The following is a 23,336-nucleotide window of genomic DNA, read 5'->3' on the forward strand; positions in this document are numbered from 1 at the left end:
CCAATTTCCGTAGCGAAGGCATACATTATATAGTTGCCAACAAATGGATTATAAAATGCATTGCCATTGTCAGATCTTCTAAAATGGGAATCACCATAGTTGACTTCCATATGACCCACCTTAATGGTCACATTCTCCATGATTTTATCAAAGGCTTTACTATTGAGAAATGAAAGCTTATCCAATTGCAAATACCCTCCTTTGACCCAAGTTTCCGGATGGTGCCTTGACGATAAATAGGTTATCAGATTCAATCGGACTCCATCAGCCAAGGCCACATCAATATTTAAATTCGCTGTAGCAAGATTAAATCCTGAACCTATATCCATCAATTGATTGGTGTTGACTCCATTGTCATTAATAACTGCCGAAGCTGTGTTTTCATGGCTAATGGATTGAAATTGTTGGGCAAAGGCTCCTCCAATTCTTACTTTTACCCCATCAAAAGCAACAGTATCTGCCTTTCCGGTTTCAAATACATTGATTCCTCTCTGGTCATAGGCTCGCCAAAATTGCATGTCTCTTTGTTGTGCAAGGCTGCTGAAAGAGAATAATAATGCTGTCAGAAATAAAATGCTCTTATTCATGATTGAAAAATTAATGTGTTATTTACTTGGATTAAATTTAATTTTTATTTGAATTGCCATATCGTCACCCGTCTTTATGGTACCAAAAACAGCAGTTGGAGGCACTACATTAAAATCGGTTAATTTAATGTCCGCAAGCCCTGTCAATACAATACTTTCACCTTCCGGGGCGATTTTTATCATAAAGGGAACCGTTTTCGTTTCTCCGGCAATTTGAAGCCTGCCAGATACCTTCCAATCATTACCTCCATCTTGATGGGCTTCAAGCATGGAAAAAGTAATTTCAGGAAACTCCTTTTCTTTTAGCGCATTGTAAGCATTTTTATCCATTTGGCTTTTTCCACTTTTGAGTGATTTCACCTTCATCGATACTTTAACAGCTTGAATGGCTGTCACTTTTCCAGCAGAAACTCTTATTGAAGCTGTTCCTGTCGCCTCCTCAGAAATCATGTCCCAGTCATGAAGTGTTGACGTACCAGACACCTTCATTTCAGGATTGGGAGCTACCGAGTAAGTCTGTTGAGCAATTCCCTGTACACCTTGGGAGAGGAAAAGTATAAATATAAAAAACGAGGCTAATTTTAAGTGATTGTACATTACTGTTTAATTTAGCTTTACAGAAAATTCATCGCCAAAACATGACCACTTGTTTGTTTTGACAGGTCAAAGGTATAGTTCAACCGAGTTAAAAAACATGATCAAAATCATCTTTTGCCATGATATATTTAGTGAATAGTACGAGCCATTTAAGGAAAGTAGCGAGTGTATATATTGTAACGCCTTCAATAACAAATAAAGAGCGAAAAATTACACGTCTCTAGATCTTTTAAGATATTAATTTTCAATATAGAAACACCTCATATATTGAATAAAATTCTTTTAGATTTTCGAAGTGGAAGTGAAATTTACCTTATGTGAACAACAACCATAAGTAGTAAAAAAGCCCCAACTCCGGCTGATAGCAGGTATTGGGGCTTTTTATCAAATAATAATAAGTGTTTATTAAAATCCTTTCCTATTTGTTATCAGGAATCTCTTATTATCATCCTTATGGTAAATAGGAATTAATTATTGATCAACACATCAGCACTTAGGTTATGTTGGTTGCCAGACGGTGGATTACTATATCCTCTTACTACGAAGGTATAGACTCCTCCGGATCGTAAATTTAAATCCGGTAAAGAGAGCAACTCTTCATCGGAGTCACTGGAATTTACTGTGAATGACTGAACACCACTGTCCACCACTGTAAAAGGAGTAGTATTTAAATACTCACTGTCCTCAACTAAAATGGTATTTTCTTCATCCTCCATCCTAACCAAATCTACTTGAGGAGAATCCGGTGAAAGGTGAATAAACCTTACAGCGGATTCTCCATCAGCTAGAGATTCCGGGTTGTCCTCTATCAATAGTGCTTTTATATCAGCATATTCATCTACATAAAATAAAGAATAGGCCAAGTTAGGTTCAAAATTAAATGTAGTATCTAAAACTACATTTGACGCATTGAAAGGATTCACCCGCATGGTTCTTTCTCCAGCATAGAAATTAAGGTAATCGGTATATTCAGAATACCTTAGCGGATAATAGTTGATTCTTCCATTTTCCATGTTAACATCGAGCGGAGGAGTATCCGGAGATGCATGGTATAGGCCTACATAGGCTATATCAGGTAAAGGCTGTAAATCTTCATTATCATCCATGTCACAGCCGGAAATTATACTTACAATCAATCCAAGTAAAACCAGCGTTGGAATCCGAATGCTTGTTCTTTGTAAGAAATTAAATTTTTTAGCTAAATACATAACATTGATTTTAAATTTGCAATTTATTGTATACAAATAGCTCAATAATTATGTCGACGTATGGTAAATTTAAAAGATAATTAAAATTGATAAAATCCTTAATTAAATAAATTATTATTAAATAAATTACAAAAATAAATGTATTAATTATAATTATTAAAATTAATTTGAAACAAAATCTTAGTCCGAGATTTAAATTTTTTCATCTTGCATTTTGGTAAAGATCTTGTAGATAAAAGCATTAATTTATATTGTCTGTATAGCAACTTTTATCCAACCGATCAGTAAATTATAAGCGTAAACCTCCCCTACTTACTGAGCCGAAGGAAGCGTATTTTTACCGATCTACGTAAACAACAAAAGGTGAAAAGGGGTCATTATTGTAATTTCCTATTTAAGTTTTAAGCACTATTGTAGACATTATTGATTAATAAACAAGAGTAAAACCAAATGATCAAGTTCAGAAAAAGAAAGTTACCTTTACCAATCCAAGATTGTTATTGCAAATTCTTTAATCCGGTCTGGGCATTGCTTTTGATCTCATTCAGTTTTTCTCGTATGGTTCCTAAAACAGTCTTATAACCCTTTTCTCCCACCAAATTGGTATTCTCTTCCGGATCATTATCATGATCGTATAGTTCCTCATTGGTACCCTTGGCACTTTCTCCCCAGCGATTATATCTCCATCTATCCGTCCGCACACTTGCTCCATCATTGTAAATGGTATAGGCAAAATTATCTTCCCCACCTTTTTTTTCATCTTTTAACTCATTAAGCAAACTCTTTCCTTGAAGGATCGCAGGTTTCTCAGAGGAAAATCCTGTAAGATCCGCAAGAGTGGGGTAAATATCCAGTAGTTCTGAAATACTTTTCGTTTGGCTTCCATAGGCCCCTTCAAAATCTTTCCCGGGCACAGAAAAAATTACCGGAACCCGAACACTACCTTCCCATAGGCTGGATTTCGACCAGCAATCATGTTCCCCTAGGTTATAACCATGGTCTGACATAAAGATCACAATCGTTTCTTTCCTAAGATCCAGCCTATCTAATGCATTCAATAGCCTACCAACTTGTTCATCCATAAACCTGACACTTGCCATATATGCACGAATGGTTTTGCGCTGCTGAAGTTCATCCATTCCCCATATCTTCTCATTTTGTCGTTTTAAAGCTTGGGAAGGTACATTTTCACCTACTTTTACCGTAGGCAACAGCACCTCTTCTACCGGATAAGGGGCAAAGCTTTTTTCTGGGGCAATCAAGGGTACATGTGGCCTAACAAAGCCCACTGCCAAGAAAAATGGTGCATCCTTTTTAACTCTTTGCTTATTGGTTCCGCCTGAAGGGATTTTACCGGCGCGATTTTCCAACACGGCGATGGCCTGACTGGCAGCCATATAATCGGTCTGTGTTCCTTCTAAACTATCAGGAATAACCATTTGAGCAAAGTTTGAACCATAGTGAAGGTTTTTGGGAGAAAGTAATTCCAAGTTTCCTTGACTTAATGTTTCCGGACCAAGCACATTGTAGGCATAATCCCAAGAATCCGGATCATCTCCACCCACGGCTCCTCTTTCAATTCCTCCGGGCACCCCCATATGAAATATTTTAGATATCCTAGCCGTATAATAGCCCCTTTCTCTAAAGAAACCAGCCATAGAAGGATGATTTGCCAATGCAGGAGTTTCTTTCCTATAACTACCCAATTGATCATTATTACCCATTACACCATTGGTTTCAGGGTACAAACCGCTCATAAAGGAGGCTCTAGAAGGACCACACAATGGAAATTGACTATAAATATTAGAAAAACTTACTCCCTCTGCTGCAAGTCGGTCAAGATAAGGGGTATGCTCATAGGTATTCATATAAGGCCCTATATTCGTATTTAGATCATCTGAGATAATCAACAATATATTGGGTTTTTGGGCCTTTAAACTAAAGGAAGTAATCAATAAGATAAGTAAGAGTGAAATTTTAAAAATTAAGCCTCTAATGCTTTTTAGGGAAGCCAAAACTATGCTATGAATCATATTATTTCTTGGGTTTCGTTATATTGCCTTACAAACAAGACTTAGCTGCTAAGTTAATTTATAATAGCCTCCAAACCTTAAAATCCTTATACCTTGCACTACGGGTAAACATATGCCTTAAACCAATTCTTCCGGATTCAATGGAAGGAAAAATAGAAGCATCCCATCTGCAAATCAATGTGTCTGAAGAATCACTTTTGTTTTGTATATGCATTTCAATAGTATTGGCATACTTGAATACTTGTATGTGATAGGTTACATCAGATTTAAAAAGGCCTGTTTTGAAATGATCTTCCGGTACATCAGTCCCGGTAAGGCCCTCCATGCTGGGGTTGTATCTTCGCAAACGTATATAATCATTTTCTCCTGAGTATTCCTTCGCTCCAAATGCAGCATAACTAATATGGTAAGTGCTCATATTATTAAAATAAGTCCGCATGGATGGCACTTTTCTTTTGTCATTCCATAATGAAATATCCTTAGGATAGTCCTCATCTCCTTTTCCCGAGGCATGAAAGTAAAGAATATTGACACATCGAGTGGTCGTATCTGTTCTGGTGTAATCGTACTCAATACAGATATGTCCTTCGAAGGATGGTTTGGCCCACAAAACAGTATGGTGGGAATCATTGCCATGTTCAGGTCCTGCTATAAGTTCCATTCCTTCATTGCTATTGACCACCTTTGCTTTTTGTCCATCTAACATCCATTTTTTCTCCCAATTATCTGTACCTGAATCTTCAAATAATAACTCGGATTTGGTCCATGGCTTTTCATCTGTTTCCTTGGATTTACACCCAAAAATAGAAATGATTGAAATTAAGATTAATATAAAGGATTGGCTGAGCTTCATTGTATTAATGTTTTAATTAATCTAAGGACTTAAATCCGGGACCTTTGACTACCTGTCCGGGCAAGGCCCCGGTATGCTGACCATCTTTTAGAACAAGTATTCCATTGACCAATACATGCACCATCCCCGTCGCATATTGCATGGGCTTATCATAGGTGGCATGGTCTTGTATTTTATCCGGATCAAAAATGGCAAGGTCAGCGAAATATCCTTCTTTTAGCGCGCCCCTTTTTTTGATCCTCAAATTGGTCGCCGGTAGCGTAGTAAGTTTATAAATGGCTTCTTCCAGAGAAATAATTTTTTCTTCACGGACATACTTGCCAAGGAGTCTTGCAAAATTTCCAAAAGCCCTAGGGTGGCTTCTTGATTTGAGGAAAACTCCTTCAGGAGCATAAGAAGCCGCATCTGAGCCAAAACTCATGTATGGAAGGGAAATTTTCTTTCTTACATTTTCTTCAGACATCATAAAATAAACTGTTCCCACTCTGCTCCCATCCTGAACAACCAAGTCCATGGCCGTTTCTACAGGAGAGGTATTCCTCATAGCTGCCACCTCAGCAAGCGATTTACCTGTCAGGTATTTTAAGGAATCGTTTTTAAAACCTATCAGGAGCATGTCGTCATATGATGCTACCCCCATCATCAAACTCTCCCACTCATTGGTCGGCGTCACCATTTCTTCCTTTAATTGGGCTCTAATTATTGGATCTTGTAATCGTTCGGCCCATTTGTCATAGCCACCTTCTTGAACCCAGGGAGGCATGGAAGCATCTAAGCCGGTAGCTCCGGCAGTATAAGTATACATATTTGTGGTTATAGAAAGGCCGGCATTTCTAGCGGAGTCTATCTTTGAAACCACCGCATCAAATTTGTCCCAGTTGTTTTTCCCAGCCATTTTAAGGTGATACACCTCAGCTCTGATATTTGCCTCATCAGCGATACGAATCAACTCATCCAAACTTTCCAAAAGTTGATTTCCCTCACTTCGCAAATGAGAAATGTACATTCCATCGTATTCGGAAGCAATTTTACAAAGCGCTATTAATTCCTCAGTACTAGAATAAAATGCCGGGGCATAAATCAATGAAGAGCCAAGGCCCAATGCTCCTTCTTCCATGGCTTCCCTTACCAAGTTCTTCATGGTTTCCATTTCATCATTAGTGGGAGCACGGTTTTCGTATCCGACCGTGTGAACCCTAAGGGTAGTTGCACCGACAAAGGAAGCTACATTGGTAGCAACCCCTTTCTTAACAAGAAAATCAAGGTATTCACTTAAAGAAGTCCAGTTGATCGGATATTTGATATCACCCTGACTTTCCTGCTCTTCCTTTTTCATTTCCTTATTCAAGGGACCCATCGAACTCCCTTCTCCGAAAACCTCCAAGGTCACCCCCTGTCTGATATCACTTTGGGATTTCCCGTCTTCAATTAGGGCATCTACAGCCCAGCTGAGCATATTAATAAAACCCGGAGCAACAACTAAGCCTGATGCATCTATCTCAATGTCCCCATGAGCTTCGGATAAATCGCCTATGGCGGCAATGGAATCAGCAACAATTCCAACATCACCAGTATAGGCAGCATTCCCCGAACCATCCATAATCTGACCATTTTTAATCAGCACATCGAAAGATTGTTTAGGCTTGCAGCCGAATAAAACAAGAAGGCCTAAAAAGCTAAGAAGAAGTGCTTTCATAAGAATTGGCTTTGCAACAATTAGAAGAATCCATTTATCTCTCTAAAAGTAACAATTATGCACATAAAACTTAAATATGGGTCGATAAAATGATTGAGTTTGACATTTATACATCGATTATTAAGGTTGATAATTCATTAATGGTATTCCGAAAAAAACCTTGTAACATTTGAAAAAAATCTTTTATCCTGCTACTAGAATTTCTAGCTCTCTCAATGTTCAGAATCAGGTTATCGGTTTGACCAGAGTTGAATTTACTATTCTACTATTATCTCACATCCAGCCATCTAATTTTTGAAAGTAAAGTAACCTTCCCTTTAGGAGGGTTACATTTACAATCAAGAATTATTTGAATATGAACCCCATCAATACCCAGGGTTTTGGTTTATTTTGTTATTGACATCAATTGCCCGCAATGGAATAGGGAACACCAACTTTTCTTGGTCAATATCAAAACCTTTCGCTTGCATTAGTTCTACAGCCCTACCTGTCCTTGCAAGGTCAAAAAACCGATGAAATTCAAAACACAATTCTACGCGTCTTTCATGTTCTAATGCTAAAGATAAGTCATTGTATTCCTCAGGGTATCCAGGTTCCCCAAATCCAGGTAAGCCAACCCTAGCTCGAACCATATTTAGATAGGTTGGGTCACTGGTTACCTCCGCGTACATCAATAAGATATCCGCAAACCTGATAACCTCGAAATTTTGACCTGGATATCTCCAGTTAGGATCATAAAATTTCATGGTAAATGGGTAATCAATGAACTGATCAGTATCCAAATTTAGGTAGCCGGGATATACAGAGACCCTCTTTCGAACGGTATCTTCAGCTTCGAATTCATCTACCAAATCCTGTGTTGGGGTATTCATTCCGTTTCCTCGGAAAGTTTCATTCATTCCCGGCAAGTGAAAAGCCCAATGAAAAGGAGTATATTGAGATTGGTGGTTGCTATTTACCGCATTTTCACCTCCCAGGTACTGAACTTCCAAAAGGGATGCTTTTGAATTTTTCGTGTTAGGCATGAATAAAAACTCATAATCGTCCGAATTAATATTCCCATCTCCATTGGCGTCTAGTGAAAACCTATTGCTATCAATAATTTCTTTAAGTTCATTCCCTGCATTTTGCGTATCCCCCATGGTAAGGTATACTTTGGCCAGAATTGCAGCAGCTCCATATTTGGTAACCCTGCCTACATCATTCCCGGTGTAGCTTTCTGGCAGGTTGGTTTTGGCATATTGCAAATCATTGACTATTTGTTGGTAAACCATCTCTTTGCTTTCCCGAAGGTAGTCATAGCCTTCTTCGGGTTTCAATGGTTTTAAAGGCAAAGGTATTCCTCCCCAAGCCCTAACCATATTGAAGAAAATCAAGGATCGCACCAAGGTAGCTTCTGCTTTAAGCCTTTCTCTTAAAGTTGGGTCGGTAAACTGGACCTCAGAATTCTCTAAATGAAATAGGGCATTGTTGCAAATAAAAATGGCATTGTAACTGGTTTCCCAAGCATTTTCAATAAGACCGTTATTTGTTCTTATATAGTAATCTGCTATTTCTTCCGAAAAGGTGGTTGAACCTCCTGTAAATTCTATATAGGTGTTGTCTGAACGAAGTTCTCCGTACAGGTCTGCAATACCTTGAGCATTGTAAATTCTAGCCAACTGTCTGTAAATATCATTTACAGACAAGATTAACTGTTCCTCATCTTCATAAAAATTACCTTCGGTAATTTGGGTTTTAGGGTAAAGATCCAATTCATCTTCGTTACAAGAAAAGGCACCTAAAATCACAACTATAAGAATATATATACTATTGTTTTTCATGATTTCTATTGATTTGATGAAAGTGAATTAAAAGCCAACATTTACTCCCAAAGTATATATTTTGGCTGTTGGATACGGAGAATGAGCAACCCCTCTTCTTTGTGCCTCAGCAGCTCCACCATTGAAGTTCTCCGGATCAAATATTGGACTTTGTTTAACGGTAAGCATGTTCATACCATTGAAATAAACCCTTAAAGAACCCAATTTCATTCTTTCCAATAATGTAGGCTGGAAGGTATAACCAAAGGTCAAACTCTTTAACCTTAAATAGGATCCATCTACAATCCAATAACTGGAAGCGGTTCTTTCCAAACCGTCAAGATCAACTGTTAATTTATAATGGTAACCATCGCCCGGATCTTCTTCAGACCTCCACCTGTCAACCATTTCATGGTAATAATTTCGCCCTTCATGGTATTGCATCGAGCGATGGATATTGTTGTCAAAAACCTCGCTTCCTTGGACCCCTTGGAAAAGAAAGCTAAGGTCAAATCCCTTATAACTAAAGTTATTTGTTATACCCCAGGTAAAATCAGAAGCATAGTTGCCTATGATAGTTCGGTCATCGGAAGTAAGTACGTCATCTCCGTTGACATCGGCATATTTCCCATCTCCTGCCACTGCAGATTCATACCTTGCGGGGTCTGTATCTGCTTCTTCCTGGGTCATGTAAACCCCATCATATTGGTAGCCATAAAAGTTATAAACCGGATAGCCTACCTTATTGATGGATTGCATACCAAAACCGGCATTGTATATCATTGGGGCATCCTCTTCTCCTAATTCCAACACCTTATTTCTGTTCCTCGAAAAATTCAATTGGGTTGTCCAAGACAAAGCTCCAGTAAGGTTGTGAGAGCTAAGGTTCAATTCCAATCCTTTGTTTTCAAGCTTCCCAATATTTCTAAACACATTGGTAAATCCAGTAACCGATGGTACAGGTACATCTAGTAATAATCCATCAGATTTTGAAATGTAATAATCTGCTTCTAAGGAAAATCTTCCTTCAAAAAGGCCTAAGTCAATCCCCAAGTTCAACTGTCTTGTCCTTTCCCATTCAAGGTTCGGATTGGTGAAATCGGAAGGGTAATAAGAGGCTCCAAGACTGTTGCCTAAGGCTATTCTTCCTTGGGCCATTGAACCTATCCATCTGTAATCTGCAAATTGATCGTTCCCCGTAAAACCATAACTCGCCCTCCATTTAAAATGACTTATAGGCACTAGGCTGTTCATAAAGCCTTCATCGGACATTATCCAGCCCAATGACAAACTAGGAAATGCACCCCATTTTTTATTGGGACCAAAGCGGGAGGAACCATCTCTTCTATAACTTGCAGATGCCAGGTATTTTCCGTTATAATTATAGGTAATTCTAGTAAAATAGGAGATAAGTACCCGCTCTGTCGCATTGTCACTGGCTTGAAAGATATTTTGTCCTCCACTTAAGTAGGGCACCAGATCATTATTGTACCCTCTCCTTTGTGCGCTGGAAGAATAATAATCATCCTTAAAGTATTCATTCCCTAATAGGAAGGAGAATTCATGTCCATCAAATGATTTATCATAGGTCAATAGGTTTTGCCAATTGTAATTCATCCTATTGTTTTGGTTTACGGTCATTGCCCCCTCTGTGATATAATTGGGGCCCATGTTGTGATCAACAGCTTGATAGTTGGTGTCATCTCCTCTTCTGTATAAATAGTTTAATGAAGACCTGAATTTTAGTCCAGGTAGCAGGTCAAAATTGGCATAAATGTTTCCAAGACTATTAAAGTTTTTGTGCTGGATGTCATCATTTATTCTATATAATGGATGTCCATTTACCGCCCTAAAAAGTATAGCACCATAATTTTCGTAACCAGAAGTGGTAGAAGGTTCTCCCAAATAACCATTATTTCCGTATACTGGAAAAACTTGAGGATACTGAACAGCCCATTCCACTATCCTATTGTAGGGCTCATTCTCATGATCATAAACCACATTCAACATCCCTCCTATTTCAGCCCAATCTGTTACTTTTGAGGACACTTTTAGATTTAAGGAATATTTTTTATAATCAGAGTTGATGACAATCCCTTCTTGATTTACATAGCCACCGGATATTAGGTAAGTTGTATTTTCATTTCCCCCGGAGACATTGACATCCACCCTTTGCATGGGAGCAGTACGAAAAATCAAATCTTGCCAATCCGTGTTAGGTAAATTTTGCGGATTTTCAAATGCTTCCGGCCAAGTGTATTTATAATGTCCTCTTGCAGCCACTGTATTGGGAGCATTCGGATCCCCTCCAGATTCTAGCCAACCATTCTGAGCGGCATCTATAGAAGCCTGCGCATATTCAGCAGAATTCATGACTTTGATCTTGTCAATATTCTCTTGTAACCCATAAGAATAATTGATTGTCACCTTCCCTTTGCCGGATTTTCCACTTTTTGTGGATACCAAAGCCGCTCCATTGGCACCTCTAGAACCGTAAATTGCTGCTGAAGCCGCATCCTTTAGGATTTCAATAGATTCTATATCCGAAGGATTAATCAAATTCAGGTCATAATTGGGAAGTGGAATTCCATCTATAACAATTAAAGGTGAACTATTTGCAGAAATCGAGTTGATGCCCCTAATTTGAATAGTACTTGAACCACCTGGTCGGCCGCTGCTATTGATTACCTGCACACCGGCAATTTTCCCATACAAGGCCTGTCCAAATTCAACCATGGGCCTGCTGCTGAGTTCTTCGTCCATTTCCAATGATCCCACAGATCCTGTCAGGTGACTTTTTTGCTGTGTTCCATACCCTACCACCACTACTTCCTCCAAGGAGGCCAAATCTTCTTTTAAGCTAATATCAATCACACTTTGGTTACTTACCACCACCCTTTGTGATTCAAATCCAATAAAAGAAAAAATCAGTGTCACCCCTTCAGGAACAGACAAAGCATACTTACCATCTAAGTCTGTTGCTGTTCCTTTCGCCGATCCCGGCACAGAAATGGTTGCGCCGGGTATTGGAGCACCATTGGCATCAGTGACGGTTCCGGAAACCTCAATATCAGCCCAAGCGCTTTCTAATTTCTCTGGATTTAACGGTAATTCAGCCATTTCACTATCGGAAAAATCAAAATGTAAATCTGATGGTATTTCCTTTAGAGATAATCCATTTTCAAATTTTGAATCTTCAAAAGATTCTGCGTCCATCCTTTGGTCAATTTTAGCTGACTTACCATTCGTTTCTCCTGCTATAAGGAGACCGATGGTTAGCAATTGAATCAGCAGAGCATAAGTACATCGCCTGACCATGTTTATTACATGTCTTGGTACAAGATTTTTCATACGGTTAGATTAAGGGTTTATTAAAATTTTAAGATTAGGTTTTGGATAAATAGGCCTCTGAAATTTACTTTAATTGGGATTAAACAACTGTAATTACCTTCATTGCTATTACAGATTGATTCAATTGATTTTCAGTACATTCCATTGTCAAACCGGCCAAGCTATCCTTTTTTTGATTTATTTTATCATCACTATTTACAAAGGCTTTTAAACAAATAATTCCAGGCCAACGAAGGGATAAAACTTACCACTAATACCCAATTGACTTACCCAAGGTTTCAGCCTTAAATTCATCCACGATGCAGGCTCATGACTATGGTTATAACTGTTTTAAAGAGTAAACGAGTGAATTTATTACAATGAATCTTTCCCGATTTTGTTGGTCGTTAACTCCTTCTCTCATTCATTCACCATTGGAAAATATGTCATCAAACACGGATTTCCTTCATTTTAAATTCTTAGCCTATAGACATCTGGTTGTGCCAATTTTTCCATGATTATTATAGAATTTGAATGGTTTTGCATTAAAATGACATGGGCCATGTTTCCATGGAATACCGATGGGTTGAAATTTTAAAAAATATTCCTCGAACTTACTTATTCCCGAAAGCCAACTCCCAATAAGTGTCTGGCTCAATTTTAAAAATTCAATACTAAATTTTGCATACAAAACTTCAAGACCGAAATTCTCATCCCTATAAATTTGCTGCCAACAATTCGGATAACCACCAAATTGATCTAAATTCAAATATAATTTTTCCTTTTTCATTTTGGGTATTATGGGTTTATTTTATTTAAATTAGCTATTAATCAATAAATATAAAAATTAATCATCGTTAATTTAAAATATTTATTTTTATAAAAGTTATAGGATTATAATTAAGGATTTCAAACTAATCTCTATATAAAAAATCATATTAAAAAAATCAATATTTAACCATTAGAGCAGGTAATATCCTTTATTTTGGTTGAAATAAAGGGTAAGTCAAGCAGTTGTTAATTAATGAAAAAAATTGATCAATTTAATGAATCAAAAAAACACATGAGAATTAATAATTACCGATGGAAACGCGTCTTTGAAACCTGATTTAAATCCAATTAATAATTTTTTTTTTAGCCTAGGTTATCAAATTTCTTTTTGATATTCACTTAAAATACTTTGAAGCTGGGGATTATCAATGTGCGAAAGGTTTGATGCTATACCCTTCAACCTATCCTTGTATTGATCCCTATTTTTCATTACTTCAAATACTCTTATAATGTACCATTCCTGTTGGGTTTCTAAATGGTGAACAATTGCAAGGAACAAGGGCTCAGGAAGATTTTCTACTTTTTTGAATTCATTAAGTACCTGTAGCTTTGCTGTTAAAGGCAAACCACTGTATATGTCAATTATATTTTGAAGAAAATAATTATCAGAATAATTGCACTTGGAAAGCGTTTTTAGGGCCACTTCTTTTACTTTAGGTTTATCATCTCTACCCAAACTATTGATCACCAAGGAATTGAGGTAGTCTTTTTGCCCCAACTCCCCTTTGGCGAAAAGTTCAAGGAAAAATAAGCTGTTGTGTTCTATTTGAGGAGCCTGCATAAGGAATGTCATTAGCTCTTCATCCTTATTCAATTCATTTATGGTCAAATTCACCAGTTGTTCTTTTTCTCCAACGTGAGACAAATGCCAGATGGTATGGGTCGTATATACAGCATCAACCACGGCTTCCGCAGCGATTTCTTTTTTGGTAGCCCCAGAAGTACCATCTACCTCTGGGTCTCCATTTTCAGGTTTTTCTACAAGATCAGAAAGTTCATACTCTCTCAAGGGTGACCAATCGTTTTCTAGAATTTCAATCAGTCGTAGATAGTCCTTTTCAGTAAATTCGCTATGGTCTGTTTTGGTAAGGGCCTCCTCATAAACTTCCAGACCAAAAAAATCTCCAGCAAGATCCCAATAGATACCAATATCTATCAATTTGCACTCACCAATGAGACATACGGGGGTTTTGAGTTTTCTATGCCAATATAGAAATCCTTTATTGTCTTTTTTAGCGAAAATTTCTGCTTGCTCTCCCTTATCATCCTCAATATGATAAACAGAGACATCTGGTTGCCAATTTACGCCATGTAACTTTTCACTTTGAAAGTAAACATCATTATTATTGAACAACAATAGCAGGAAAACAAACAGTATTTGAATACAAAACATGAACTTTTAATTCTATTACCTCAATTAAACTTCTATTGTTTTTTCCAACTTCCTAGTGGGTCTTGGATATTGTTTTTCTGCAAGGAACCTCCTCCATTTTAGAGGGTTGACACCAAAATCCTGATGAGTAATATCCCTGAGTTCTGCTCTGGCAAAAGCTTTATAATTGGAATGAATATCTTGTAGGTAATTGACCAAGAGTTGATAACCAGACTTGGCACCGCAACGAGCCAGAGTGGCTGCAATGGAAATTTCAAGCAAGCCACCATAAACCCGCCATCTTACCTCATCATAATCTTCCGTCTTGAATCCCCCAATATTTTCATCTTTTAAAAGCTTTTCAAAGCCCGGAATAAATTGCGCATCAGGTATCCTGTCTCCGTAGAAACACAAGTTATGAATCCGGTTATAAAATGGAATAATTTTCAAATCAATTCTACCATTGAAGTAATCATTCGTTCGGTTGACTACCCCTCCCCCTGAAGTGGTATTTTCAATGATATTTCGAATGACAGGTATTGAACTTTTGCTGCCAGTCATTGCCAGCAGCGCAATGTTTTGATTGATTCTCCAGAACAAACCTTCCAAAACATTCTTTTCTCTCCCTCTTATAAAATCATAATCATCTACATATCCACCTGGGTAGCCCTCTTTTTGTTCCAGGTCAAACATTTCTTGTAATTCTTCTACTATGAGGGCGTTTCCATCGCTTTCTCCAAACCAGGCCAATGCTTTTGCCAGAAGAAGTTTGGCTTTTTCATCTTCAGATTTACCATAATAGGTTTTCAATACAGGAATAGCTTTCTCTTTCGGCAACCTGCTGCATTCGTATAAAAACTCTCGTTTTCCTTCTGAAAGTTCTGCTATCCTGGTATTGATTTCATCCTCTTGAAACCTTTTATCTTCATTGGAAGGTCGGTCATAATCCTTAGGAAGATACCCTAGATCGGCCCACTCACGTTGTAAATCACTCACATCAAAATCACGAGGTCTCGTATTGGTCCATGCCAGGTCAGCGGCAATTTGTCCTGTCAGGTATCCCAATACAAGGATATCTGCAGTCATGCGGGTAAATTGCATGGCATTATGCGTTTGGCTTATCCCCCTACCGGCAATTAAAAGCCCATCCAGTGATTTGGGTACAATACAACGGTATGGAATTTCTACAGTTAGATCATTTGAATGGGGCAATAAAAAGCCACATTTCGAAAATTCGGAACTCCCTACATTATGTGGGTCAAAATCACTACTTGCCAAAGCAATTACATCCTTAAAGTGAGTTTTTTCAGCCACATCATAGAGGTTCAATACATGCATCCCTTCTATAAGGCGTGATTCTCTAACAGTAAGGAAAGGGTGAAAATCGTAAAAATGAGCTTCATAATGAGAAAGAAAGAGTCCACGTTGCAATTCTGATATTTTGGTAGTGTCCAGCACATCATAATCTCTATTGGTGGGTGAAGAAGAAATCGAAACTGCTCCTTTAACATCCCACTGACTGTAATTTTGTGTTTCGCCCGTTCGGGAGTTTCCTTGTGAAAAGCTAGCGCCAGCAAAAGAAGCAATGTCTCCATCTCCAGTGGCATCAACGGTGACATCCCCATTGATGGTTTGAAGTTTACCATTTCTACAAACCAAGAACCCAGAAACTTTCTGATCTTCCAAGATGGCACCACAGAAAATCGCTCCTGGAATAAACCGACCTCCTGCATTCAAAATTTCCTTGAGGTGGTAATATTTCCGGCCTACTTTTGTGGACATGTTATTCTCAAAAGCTGTCCTTTCTGCTTCTTCATTTTGTTTTTTAAAGAAACCATTGCTCGTTACCCCATGGTAATACCCCATGACTCCACCCATGGTTTTTGTGCCACCCAAATCATTAAAATAATCAGCAACAATGGTATTGGCACCTTTTCCTGCAGCACCCTTAGCGACAAAAGAACCACCCGTGCCTCCTCCCGCTACGGCAACCTGACAGTATTCTTTGTCTTTTACTAAAGCATTGTAATCAAAGGTCACTTGCTCCATTGGAATAGAAAAGCTGGCTTCATCCAATCCTGTGAATCGAATCTGATCAAGGGGAATCTCAGCATTGTGAATTCTTAAGGTTGATGCTTTTGCTTTACGCGAGGATTTTGGCAATGATTCAACCATTTTACGGGCTTCTTCATTAGTGGTCTGAATATTTTTACTAGTAACGGCTTTGCCATTCAACATAAAATATCCTTCAAGATCAACCTCCGGAAGGCGATCATCTTTTAAAATTATTGAGGTTTCTAGCCCATGCTGGTAGATTTCAGCATTTTTAAGGGATGGATCAATATTTTTGAAATTTTGACCTAGCAATGCTGCTTTATGTCTTGCCTGATGTTCTATCAATTCCAAACTTTGCTCCTCCACCTTAAATTCAAAATCCAAGAAAGCCTGGCCTTCAGACAACTTCCCTCTGTGAAAAGCAATTTGGTCTTGATGTACTTTATAATCCCTAGAAACTGACAAGACTTTTTTCTGAGGGTTTTCAACATTTTTCAATTCCAAGACGAAACCGGCCCTATCTATCTCATAGGCTTGATTAAAAAAGTTTCTACTAAACATGACCTGATCGGAAGCATCGATAAAATTATTGCATTTCACATGTTGCAAACCTTGCTTACCCGCCATCAAAACCCCTTTAACTTTTCCTTTGTCTTGAAAAATCCCGCAAACATCTGTCATCAATAGGACATGTACCTTACTGACCAGGAGATTTCTCAACATCCCCTTTCTGATACTGCCGGAAAACAGCAATATTTCATCCTCAAATTTACTGTTACCGGGACCTTTCCCGAGGGAATTGTTCATTTCCGCTACCTCTCCTTTGGGCAAAAACAAATTAGAAAGTTCAGGACTGAAATCCTCAAAACCATCTGCCTCCATCCATAGTTTGTGCTTTGCAAAAAGCTCGAAGCCTGGACTTGTCCTCTTTTCAATCAATAAAACCTTTTTACCTGACTTTGCAGCGTAACTTGCAGCAAAATAACCTGCTAAACCTCCTCCATTGACCACTAAATCATAAGTATCAAAATTGCTACTGCTAGAGAATTGTCTATAAATTTCGGCTTTTGCCTCTAGGCTCATCATTCCCGAACCCATCATTATGGCTCCTGTAGCCGGTAAGCTAATATTTAGAAATTTCCTTCTGTTCATTTGCTTAAAAATTTTTGTTCATGACTAATTATTCTACTAAGATCTGCTATATAAACACTTCGAACATCTCCATCAAAGCCGTTGAACACAACAAATCTTCCTGATCGATCCCAAGCTGGGTGGGCATCTAAACGAAAAGAACTATCACTTACGTCAGGAGTTTTAACTTTTGTAATTACAATTTCTTTTCCTGTACGAACATTGAGTAGCCTTAGGGGTACATAGCCATCCCCATCTGTAACCCTAGTTTCCTTGGCATAAGCATCAGTAATTATAAATGGAAGCCCGCCAGGATGATAACTTGGATGGCCTGAACCCGGTGCAAAAACTTCTTTTAATTCTGTACCATCATATTTAACGGTAACTACTTCCAATCCTTCTTTTCCATCATCTACCTCTAGATTCATTGACAAGTAATCACCGTCTGGCAACCATGCCATATGATGACCTCCTTTCCCATATTGAGTAGTTGTAATGGCAGTGCGAATATCAGAACCATCTCCATTCATGGTAATAACTGCAACTTTTCTTTTACCGCCTGTAATAGGCTTCAAAAGCAGACAGGTCATAATGCGACTCACTTGTGGGTTCCACATTGCTTTGAAGCAATAAATTTCAAAATCTTCCGGATTGGAAATCCCTATCCTTGGTTTGGCTTGCTTATAGATGTCTTCTATACTGGCTACCAACGTACTTTTTCCTGTTTTCACATCCGTAACATAAATACCATCCTTATCTGTAAGGCCAAAATTTTTGGATCTATAATCGTCTGGAACAATTACTCCGTAGCCAGATTGTGCATATTCAGAATTACGTAGATTATGAGAAACCAATTTTTCACCATTGATAGAAGCCATAAACAGCTCTCCATTAATCCGTTTAAAGTCCTCATTTTCCATATTATAATGAACAGTAAAAGACTCCCAACTTGAAGTATCTACCTGATTGTAGAACAATTGCTCATCATTCTTTCCCCATTGCACATTGGCTCCAAGCTGCATTTCCCATCCAAATGAATTGGCAATTACTTTTTCTTCACCTGTCTCCAAATTGATTAAAACCACCTTACCAAACTCTCCCGCTTTTGGGTACCTATCTTCGAAAGGAAGCCGAAATAATGCAATATACTTCCCAGAGGGACTAATTGGTGAGGTATCATGAAACCTATGAATCAGACCATCGCTTCCAACTTTAACAATGGGAATAGAATCATTTGTATTCTCCTTTATTTCAGTATTCATTGCGCTACCATAAAAAATGGTAAACGGATTTATATAAAAGCTCATTAATGCCAAGGCAAAAACAAACGAATAACGCATATAATTTATCATCATTATCGAATTTTATATATTAACCTAAAGGGTTAATTTTAATAACCTGGATTCTGAGTCAAATTTGAATTGATATCTAGTTCCCGTTGAGGAATTGGAAGAAATTTATCCTTTTCAGGATTATAATTTCTTGTATCAAACATTCTTAATTCCTCAGCATACGCTTCATAATTGGGGGTGCCATTTTCATTAAATTCCGGAACATACTGGGATTTATAAATCCCTAATGGCCTACCGTACAGTGGCCCGGAAATGACATCCTCAGCGATATTCCATCTTCTAATATCAAAAAAGCGTAATCCTTCATAAGCAAATTCTACTTTTCTTTCTTGTCTAACAACCTCCCGCAATTTGTCTATCGTTTGCCCTTGTTCTATTCCGGGTATACCTGCTCTTTCCCTTACCGCATTTATCGATTCATATACCGTGTTATTTACCTGACCTAATTCAATTTGAGCTTCAGCATAAATCAATAAAATTTCCGCATACCTTATTAGCATGATATTTAGCTCCGACTCTCTTCTAAACTCTCTTTCATCTGCAGCCACATATTTTCTATACTGATAACCCGAGAATGTTGCATAGGGATTAATCACTTCCTGGTTGTCAATACGTTTTGGTGGGTTTTGATTGAAATCCCATACCAATAAACTATCAGGATGTGTTTCAAACTGGTAACCCAAAAACTCTGATCCCGGCACCACGCAAGTTGCATGAAGTCTTGGATCTCTATTTTGAAACGGATTCGCAGGATCATACAATGGAGATTTATCTATCCTTAAACCATCTACACAAGCATAGGAATCAATTAAAGCTTGGGTAGGGATTTTGGTAGCAAAACCTCCTGTAAGTCTTCCTCTTGTATGTACAGGAGATTCGTGAGTCAATTGGTTTGCTCTACTGAATTGAATCGTGAATAGTTCTTCAGAATTATTTTGTCCTTCATAGGTAAACAATTCCTCAAAATTTGGGTGCAATTCATATATTCCTAATGCCATAACCTTTTCTGCGGCACTCGCAGCTACGGCCCAGTCATTATGAAATGCTGCCATTCTGGCCTTTAGGCCCCAAGCTGCCCCTTTGGTTATTCGACCTCTATCATTTGAGGGGTACTCAACAGGTAAAATTTCACCAACTATTTCCAACTCCTCCAAAATAAATTGGTAAATGGTTTCCTTATCTGTTTGAGGAAGTTGCGCATCAAATACATCCAAAGGATCAGTGGTAAATGGCACATCACCATATAAATTTATCAGCCACCCATACCAGTATGCTCGGAAAAACCGCGCTTCCGCTTCAATGTTCTTAAAAGTTTCGGCGTTGGTTACTTCTTCTGCTTTATCCATGTTGGCCAACAACCTATTACAGCTTCCAATATTAACATAAGCATTACTCCAGGCACCAAAAATTAATGTAGGCTCTACAGATGTAACTTGGCCTTGGCCAAGTAATTGCCAAACACTTAAATTTCTGTCCCAACTAATATCAGTAGCAAAATCAAAAAGAAACTGAAAGGGAATATGTGTAGCCGCTCTATCGGTAAAATAAAGGCTACGATAAACTGAATTTATTGCCATTTGAAGCTCAGATTCGGTACTCCAAAATGTGGCGTCAGATGGCTGGTCAAGAGGATATTTTACTAGATAATCTTCGCAAGAATACAATAGGGTTGAACTTAAAACAACCATTATTATCGATAGAATTTTTATTAACTTTTTCATGATTTTATCATTAAATGGTTATCTCCAATCCAAAAACAAAAACTTTAACCTGGGGATAAAAAGTACCCTCCCCAATTGGTGCTTCAGGGTCAAAGCTGTCATAAAAATTATGGAAGGTCAATAGGTTCTGGCCATTGCCAAAAACCCTGCATTTTGAAATACTTAACTTATTGGTAAGGACAGAAGGTATGGTATACCCAACTTGTAAGGTCTTCAACCTAAAGTAAGAAGCACTCCTTACCCACTGAGATGAAACTTGTTCATTGTTTGGAAAGTTAAAAGTTAGTCGGGGATAGGCCGCTGTAGGGTTTTCGGGTGTCCAATAATCTTTGTGCCATTCCTGAGCCGTTCCACCTAGATAAAAGGCCATGGTTGCAAAGTTATCCAAGTAGCCATCAACCTTCCCTACCCCTTGTCCTAACAAGCTAAAATCAAACCCTTTGTAGTCCAAAGAAATATTGAAGCCATAAGTATATTTGGGAATAGTGTTTCCAAAAATTGTTCGGTCTGCGGCATTAATAACACCATCATTGTTTATGTCTTCATATTTAATGTCACCTGGACTTACTTGTCCAAATTGAGTAGCATGTTGGTTAATTTCTTCCTGATTTTGAAAATAACCTAAGGACTTTAGCCCATACAAAGACCTGAACGGTTGCCCTTCTTGATTGATTTCTCTAGCATAAATATGAGGTCCACTGCCCATCAAATCCACCACTTGGTTGTTTACGTCGGATAGGTTGGCCGAAATGCTTAAATTCAGTTCACCAAATTTTTTTCTGTATCCTGCACTTAAATCCCAGCCTTTGTTCCTTACTTTACCTGCATTTTGGTAAGGCTCAATTAAGCCGGCAATACGTGGAACAGGTATTTGAAGCAGTATATCATCCGTATTTCTCACATAATAATCCCCTGTAAATTCAAAGTCTCCGATACTGGCATCAAAGCCAACATTTATCATCCGTGTAGTTTCCCAAGTAATGTTCCGGTTACCGGAGTAGAGCAGTGCCGCTCCCAAAGCGGGGATATTGTCTCCAAAGACATAATTTTGTCCCATCGTAACGGTCGAAGCAAAGGGATAAGTACCGATTTGTTGATTGCCTAGTGAACCCCAGGATCCTCGGATTTTTAATTCATTAATCCATGAATTAGTGGATAGAAATTCTTCTTCTGACAATCTCCAACCAAAGCTAAAAGAGGGGAAATACCCATATTTGTTTGTTCCTAAAAATCTGGATGAACCGTCGGCTCTAAGATTGGCTTCAAATAAATACCTGTCATTGTAATTGTAATTTGCTCTTCCAAAATAAGAAAGTAAAGACCACTCTAGCGCAGATCCAGTCGCTTGCTGGTTTGCTATTGATCCGGCATTTAAAACATCATAGTTTTCTAAAGGAAACTGATCTCTAAATCCACCAAGCCAATCGTTCCTGTAATCAATTGCTTCCGTTCCAGCTAAAACTTCTAAAAAATGGTTGCCAAAATCTTTGTTATAATTGATTAAAGCCCGGTAATTATTATTAATAGACCGCGAGAATTGTTCGTTCAATGACGCTTTATAAGGGCTTGGATTAATTATAGTACCGTCGGGAAAAAATAAATCTACCTGTTTACGGAAATTTTTTACTTGTCGATAATTGACATTGGGAGCAGCCTGCAGGTTTATATTAAGGTTTTCAATCGGCTGCCAATCCAATTTTAAATTGGCCATTAACTCATGACGTTTGTCTAAATTGTAGCCTCCTTCTTCCATTGATGCCCAGCCATTTGATCCGTCCCAACCGACGCCCCAAGAACCATTTTCGTTTTTACCGGGTATATTGTGAGGATAGCGTGCAAGCCAGTGCCAATTTTGGGGTGGCTCATTTCTATCCTCATTTCTTGCTAAGATATCAATTCCAATTTTTAAATTGTCCCGTACTTTGATGTCTGTATTTAACCGAATATTAATCCTTTCAAACTTTGAATCCATCAAACCATTTTGATTCATATAAGAAACAGATCCTAACACATTAATTTTCTCACCCCCACCGTTAATTCCTACATAATGGTTTTGCTGAAGTGCTTTATCATTGAGCATTACATCGTGCCAATTTGTTTCCGGATAGGCATCGGAAGGGGCGTTTTGTCTATAAGCGTCAATGAATTCTTGTTGGAAAGCAGGATTCCTCCCTACATTTTCAAATGCTTGGTTAATCATAACCATATGGTCATAGCCACTAACTTTTTCCATTAAAGCAGTAGGCTGTTGCCATCCTATACTGTTTCTGTAGTTTATTGAAAATTTCCCATCTTTACCCCGCTTGGTTGTTACTAAAATAACACCATTTGCCGCACGGGAACCATAGATTGCGGCAGATGCTGCATCTTTTAAAATAGAGATTGACTCTATTTCATTGACATCAATATCATTTAAGCTCATCGGAACTCCATCAATCAATACCAGTGGGTTTGAATCTCCTAAAGTGCCAATCCCTCGAATCCGAATTGTACCTCCATCTGCACCCGGTTTACCGGATCTTTGGGTTACTGTGACTCCTGGTGCCAACCCCTGTAAGGCAGTTGACGCTTGACCAACAGGCCTGGAAATTATATCATCAGAGGCAATGGCATCCACAGCACCAGTTAAATTTACCTTCTTTTGTGTACCATACCCAACTACCACCACTTCTTCCAGTGAAGTATCATCAAGTACCATTTTTACATCGATTTGTGATTGGTTGGTAACAGTGATTCTATTTGTCTTGTATCCTATGAAAGAAACCACC

The 23,336-nt window shown here is 38.2% G+C and carries 13 protein-coding genes and 1 pseudogene; all 14 read right to left on the reverse strand.

The window, feature by feature from the left end:
• Positions 1 to 587, reverse strand: a pseudogene (locus tag AAC037_RS01880) (hypothetical protein); the annotation flags it as partial.
• Between the two features lie 18 nt (positions 588 to 605).
• Positions 606 to 1,184 (reverse strand): YceI family protein, encoded by a 579-nt coding sequence (locus AAC037_RS01885; RefSeq protein WP_339901218.1) that lies wholly within the window; start codon positions 1,182 to 1,184, stop codon positions 606 to 608.
• Positions 1,185 to 1,651: 467 nt separating this feature from the next.
• Positions 1,652 to 2,392 (reverse strand): DUF4397 domain-containing protein, encoded by a 741-nt coding sequence (locus AAC037_RS01890; RefSeq protein WP_339901220.1) that lies wholly within the window; start codon positions 2,390 to 2,392, stop codon positions 1,652 to 1,654.
• Between the two features lie 497 nt (positions 2,393 to 2,889).
• On the reverse strand, positions 2,890 to 4,425 hold the full coding sequence (locus AAC037_RS01895; RefSeq protein WP_339901222.1) for a sulfatase: 1,536 nt from the start codon (positions 4,423 to 4,425) through the stop codon (positions 2,890 to 2,892).
• Between the two features lie 58 nt (positions 4,426 to 4,483).
• On the reverse strand, positions 4,484 to 5,278 hold the full coding sequence (locus AAC037_RS01900) for a DUF1961 family protein (protein WP_339901223.1): 795 nt from the start codon (positions 5,276 to 5,278) through the stop codon (positions 4,484 to 4,486).
• A gap of 16 nt (positions 5,279 to 5,294) precedes the next feature.
• A complete protein-coding gene (locus AAC037_RS01905; protein WP_339901224.1) occupies positions 5,295 to 6,974 on the reverse strand; it encodes a D-aminoacylase in 1,680 nt (559 codons plus the stop codon).
• Between the two features lie 365 nt (positions 6,975 to 7,339).
• Positions 7,340 to 8,797, reverse strand: coding sequence for a RagB/SusD family nutrient uptake outer membrane protein (locus AAC037_RS01910; RefSeq protein ID WP_339901226.1), 1,458 nt, complete (start codon positions 8,795 to 8,797; stop codon positions 7,340 to 7,342).
• A 27-nt stretch (positions 8,798 to 8,824) separates the two neighbouring features.
• Positions 8,825 to 12,127, reverse strand: coding sequence for a TonB-dependent receptor (locus tag AAC037_RS01915; protein ID WP_339901228.1), 3,303 nt, complete (start codon positions 12,125 to 12,127; stop codon positions 8,825 to 8,827).
• 463 nt (positions 12,128 to 12,590) lie between these two features.
• Entirely contained in the window at positions 12,591 to 12,896 is a 306-nt protein-coding gene (locus tag AAC037_RS01920; RefSeq protein WP_339901229.1) for a hypothetical protein, read from the reverse strand.
• Positions 12,897 to 13,253: 357 nt separating this feature from the next.
• Positions 13,254 to 14,330 carry a hypothetical protein gene (locus AAC037_RS01925; RefSeq protein WP_339901230.1) on the reverse strand — a complete coding sequence of 359 codons (1,077 nt, stop codon included), beginning with the start codon at positions 14,328 to 14,330 and terminating at the stop codon, positions 13,254 to 13,256.
• A 24-nt stretch (positions 14,331 to 14,354) separates the two neighbouring features.
• Complete coding sequence (locus AAC037_RS01930; RefSeq protein ID WP_339901231.1) at positions 14,355 to 17,516, reverse strand: FAD-dependent oxidoreductase; 3,162 nt, start codon at positions 17,514 to 17,516, stop codon at positions 14,355 to 14,357.
• Complete coding sequence (locus AAC037_RS01935; RefSeq protein ID WP_339901232.1) at positions 17,513 to 18,850, reverse strand: hypothetical protein; 1,338 nt, start codon at positions 18,848 to 18,850, stop codon at positions 17,513 to 17,515. Before AAC037_RS01935 ends, AAC037_RS01930 begins: the two co-directional genes overlap by 4 nt.
• Before the next feature lie 35 nt (positions 18,851 to 18,885).
• On the reverse strand, positions 18,886 to 20,568 hold the full coding sequence (locus tag AAC037_RS01940) for a RagB/SusD family nutrient uptake outer membrane protein (RefSeq protein ID WP_339901235.1): 1,683 nt from the start codon (positions 20,566 to 20,568) through the stop codon (positions 18,886 to 18,888).
• Between the two features lie 10 nt (positions 20,569 to 20,578).
• A partial coding sequence (locus AAC037_RS01945; protein ID WP_339901236.1) for a TonB-dependent receptor occupies positions 20,579 to 23,336 on the reverse strand: 2,758 nt, incomplete at its 5' end.

This window comes from uncultured Cyclobacterium sp. (assembly GCF_963976465.1).
Taxonomy (GTDB): Bacteria; Bacteroidota; Bacteroidia; order Cytophagales; family Cyclobacteriaceae; genus Cyclobacterium.

Bases quoted from the DNA above. Each gene is read 5' to 3' on its own strand.
- AAC037_RS01895 (WP_339901222.1), bottom strand. From the start codon at position 4,425: ATGATTCATAGCATAGTTTTGGCTTCCCTAAAAAGCATTAGAGGCTTA.
- AAC037_RS01920 (WP_339901229.1), bottom strand. From the start codon at position 12,896: ATGAAAAAGGAAAAATTATATTTGAATTTAGATCAATTTGGTGGTTAT.
- AAC037_RS01890 (WP_339901220.1), bottom strand. From the start codon at position 2,392: ATGTATTTAGCTAAAAAATTTAATTTCTTACAAAGAACAAGCATTCGG.
- AAC037_RS01915 (WP_339901228.1), bottom strand. From the start codon at position 12,127: ATGAAAAATCTTGTACCAAGACATGTAATAAACATGGTCAGGCGATGT.
- AAC037_RS01925 (WP_339901230.1), bottom strand. From the start codon at position 14,330: ATGTTTTGTATTCAAATACTGTTTGTTTTCCTGCTATTGTTGTTCAAT.
- AAC037_RS01935 (WP_339901232.1), bottom strand. From the start codon at position 18,850: ATGATGATAAATTATATGCGTTATTCGTTTGTTTTTGCCTTGGCATTA.
- AAC037_RS01940 (WP_339901235.1), bottom strand. From the start codon at position 20,568: ATGAAAAAGTTAATAAAAATTCTATCGATAATAATGGTTGTTTTAAGT.
- AAC037_RS01930 (WP_339901231.1), bottom strand. From the start codon at position 17,516: ATGAACAGAAGGAAATTTCTAAATATTAGCTTACCGGCTACAGGAGCC.
- AAC037_RS01900 (WP_339901223.1), bottom strand. From the start codon at position 5,278: ATGAAGCTCAGCCAATCCTTTATATTAATCTTAATTTCAATCATTTCT.
- AAC037_RS01905 (WP_339901224.1), bottom strand. From the start codon at position 6,974: ATGAAAGCACTTCTTCTTAGCTTTTTAGGCCTTCTTGTTTTATTCGGC.
- AAC037_RS01885 (WP_339901218.1), bottom strand. From the start codon at position 1,184: ATGTACAATCACTTAAAATTAGCCTCGTTTTTTATATTTATACTTTTC.
- AAC037_RS01910 (WP_339901226.1), bottom strand. From the start codon at position 8,797: ATGAAAAACAATAGTATATATATTCTTATAGTTGTGATTTTAGGTGCC.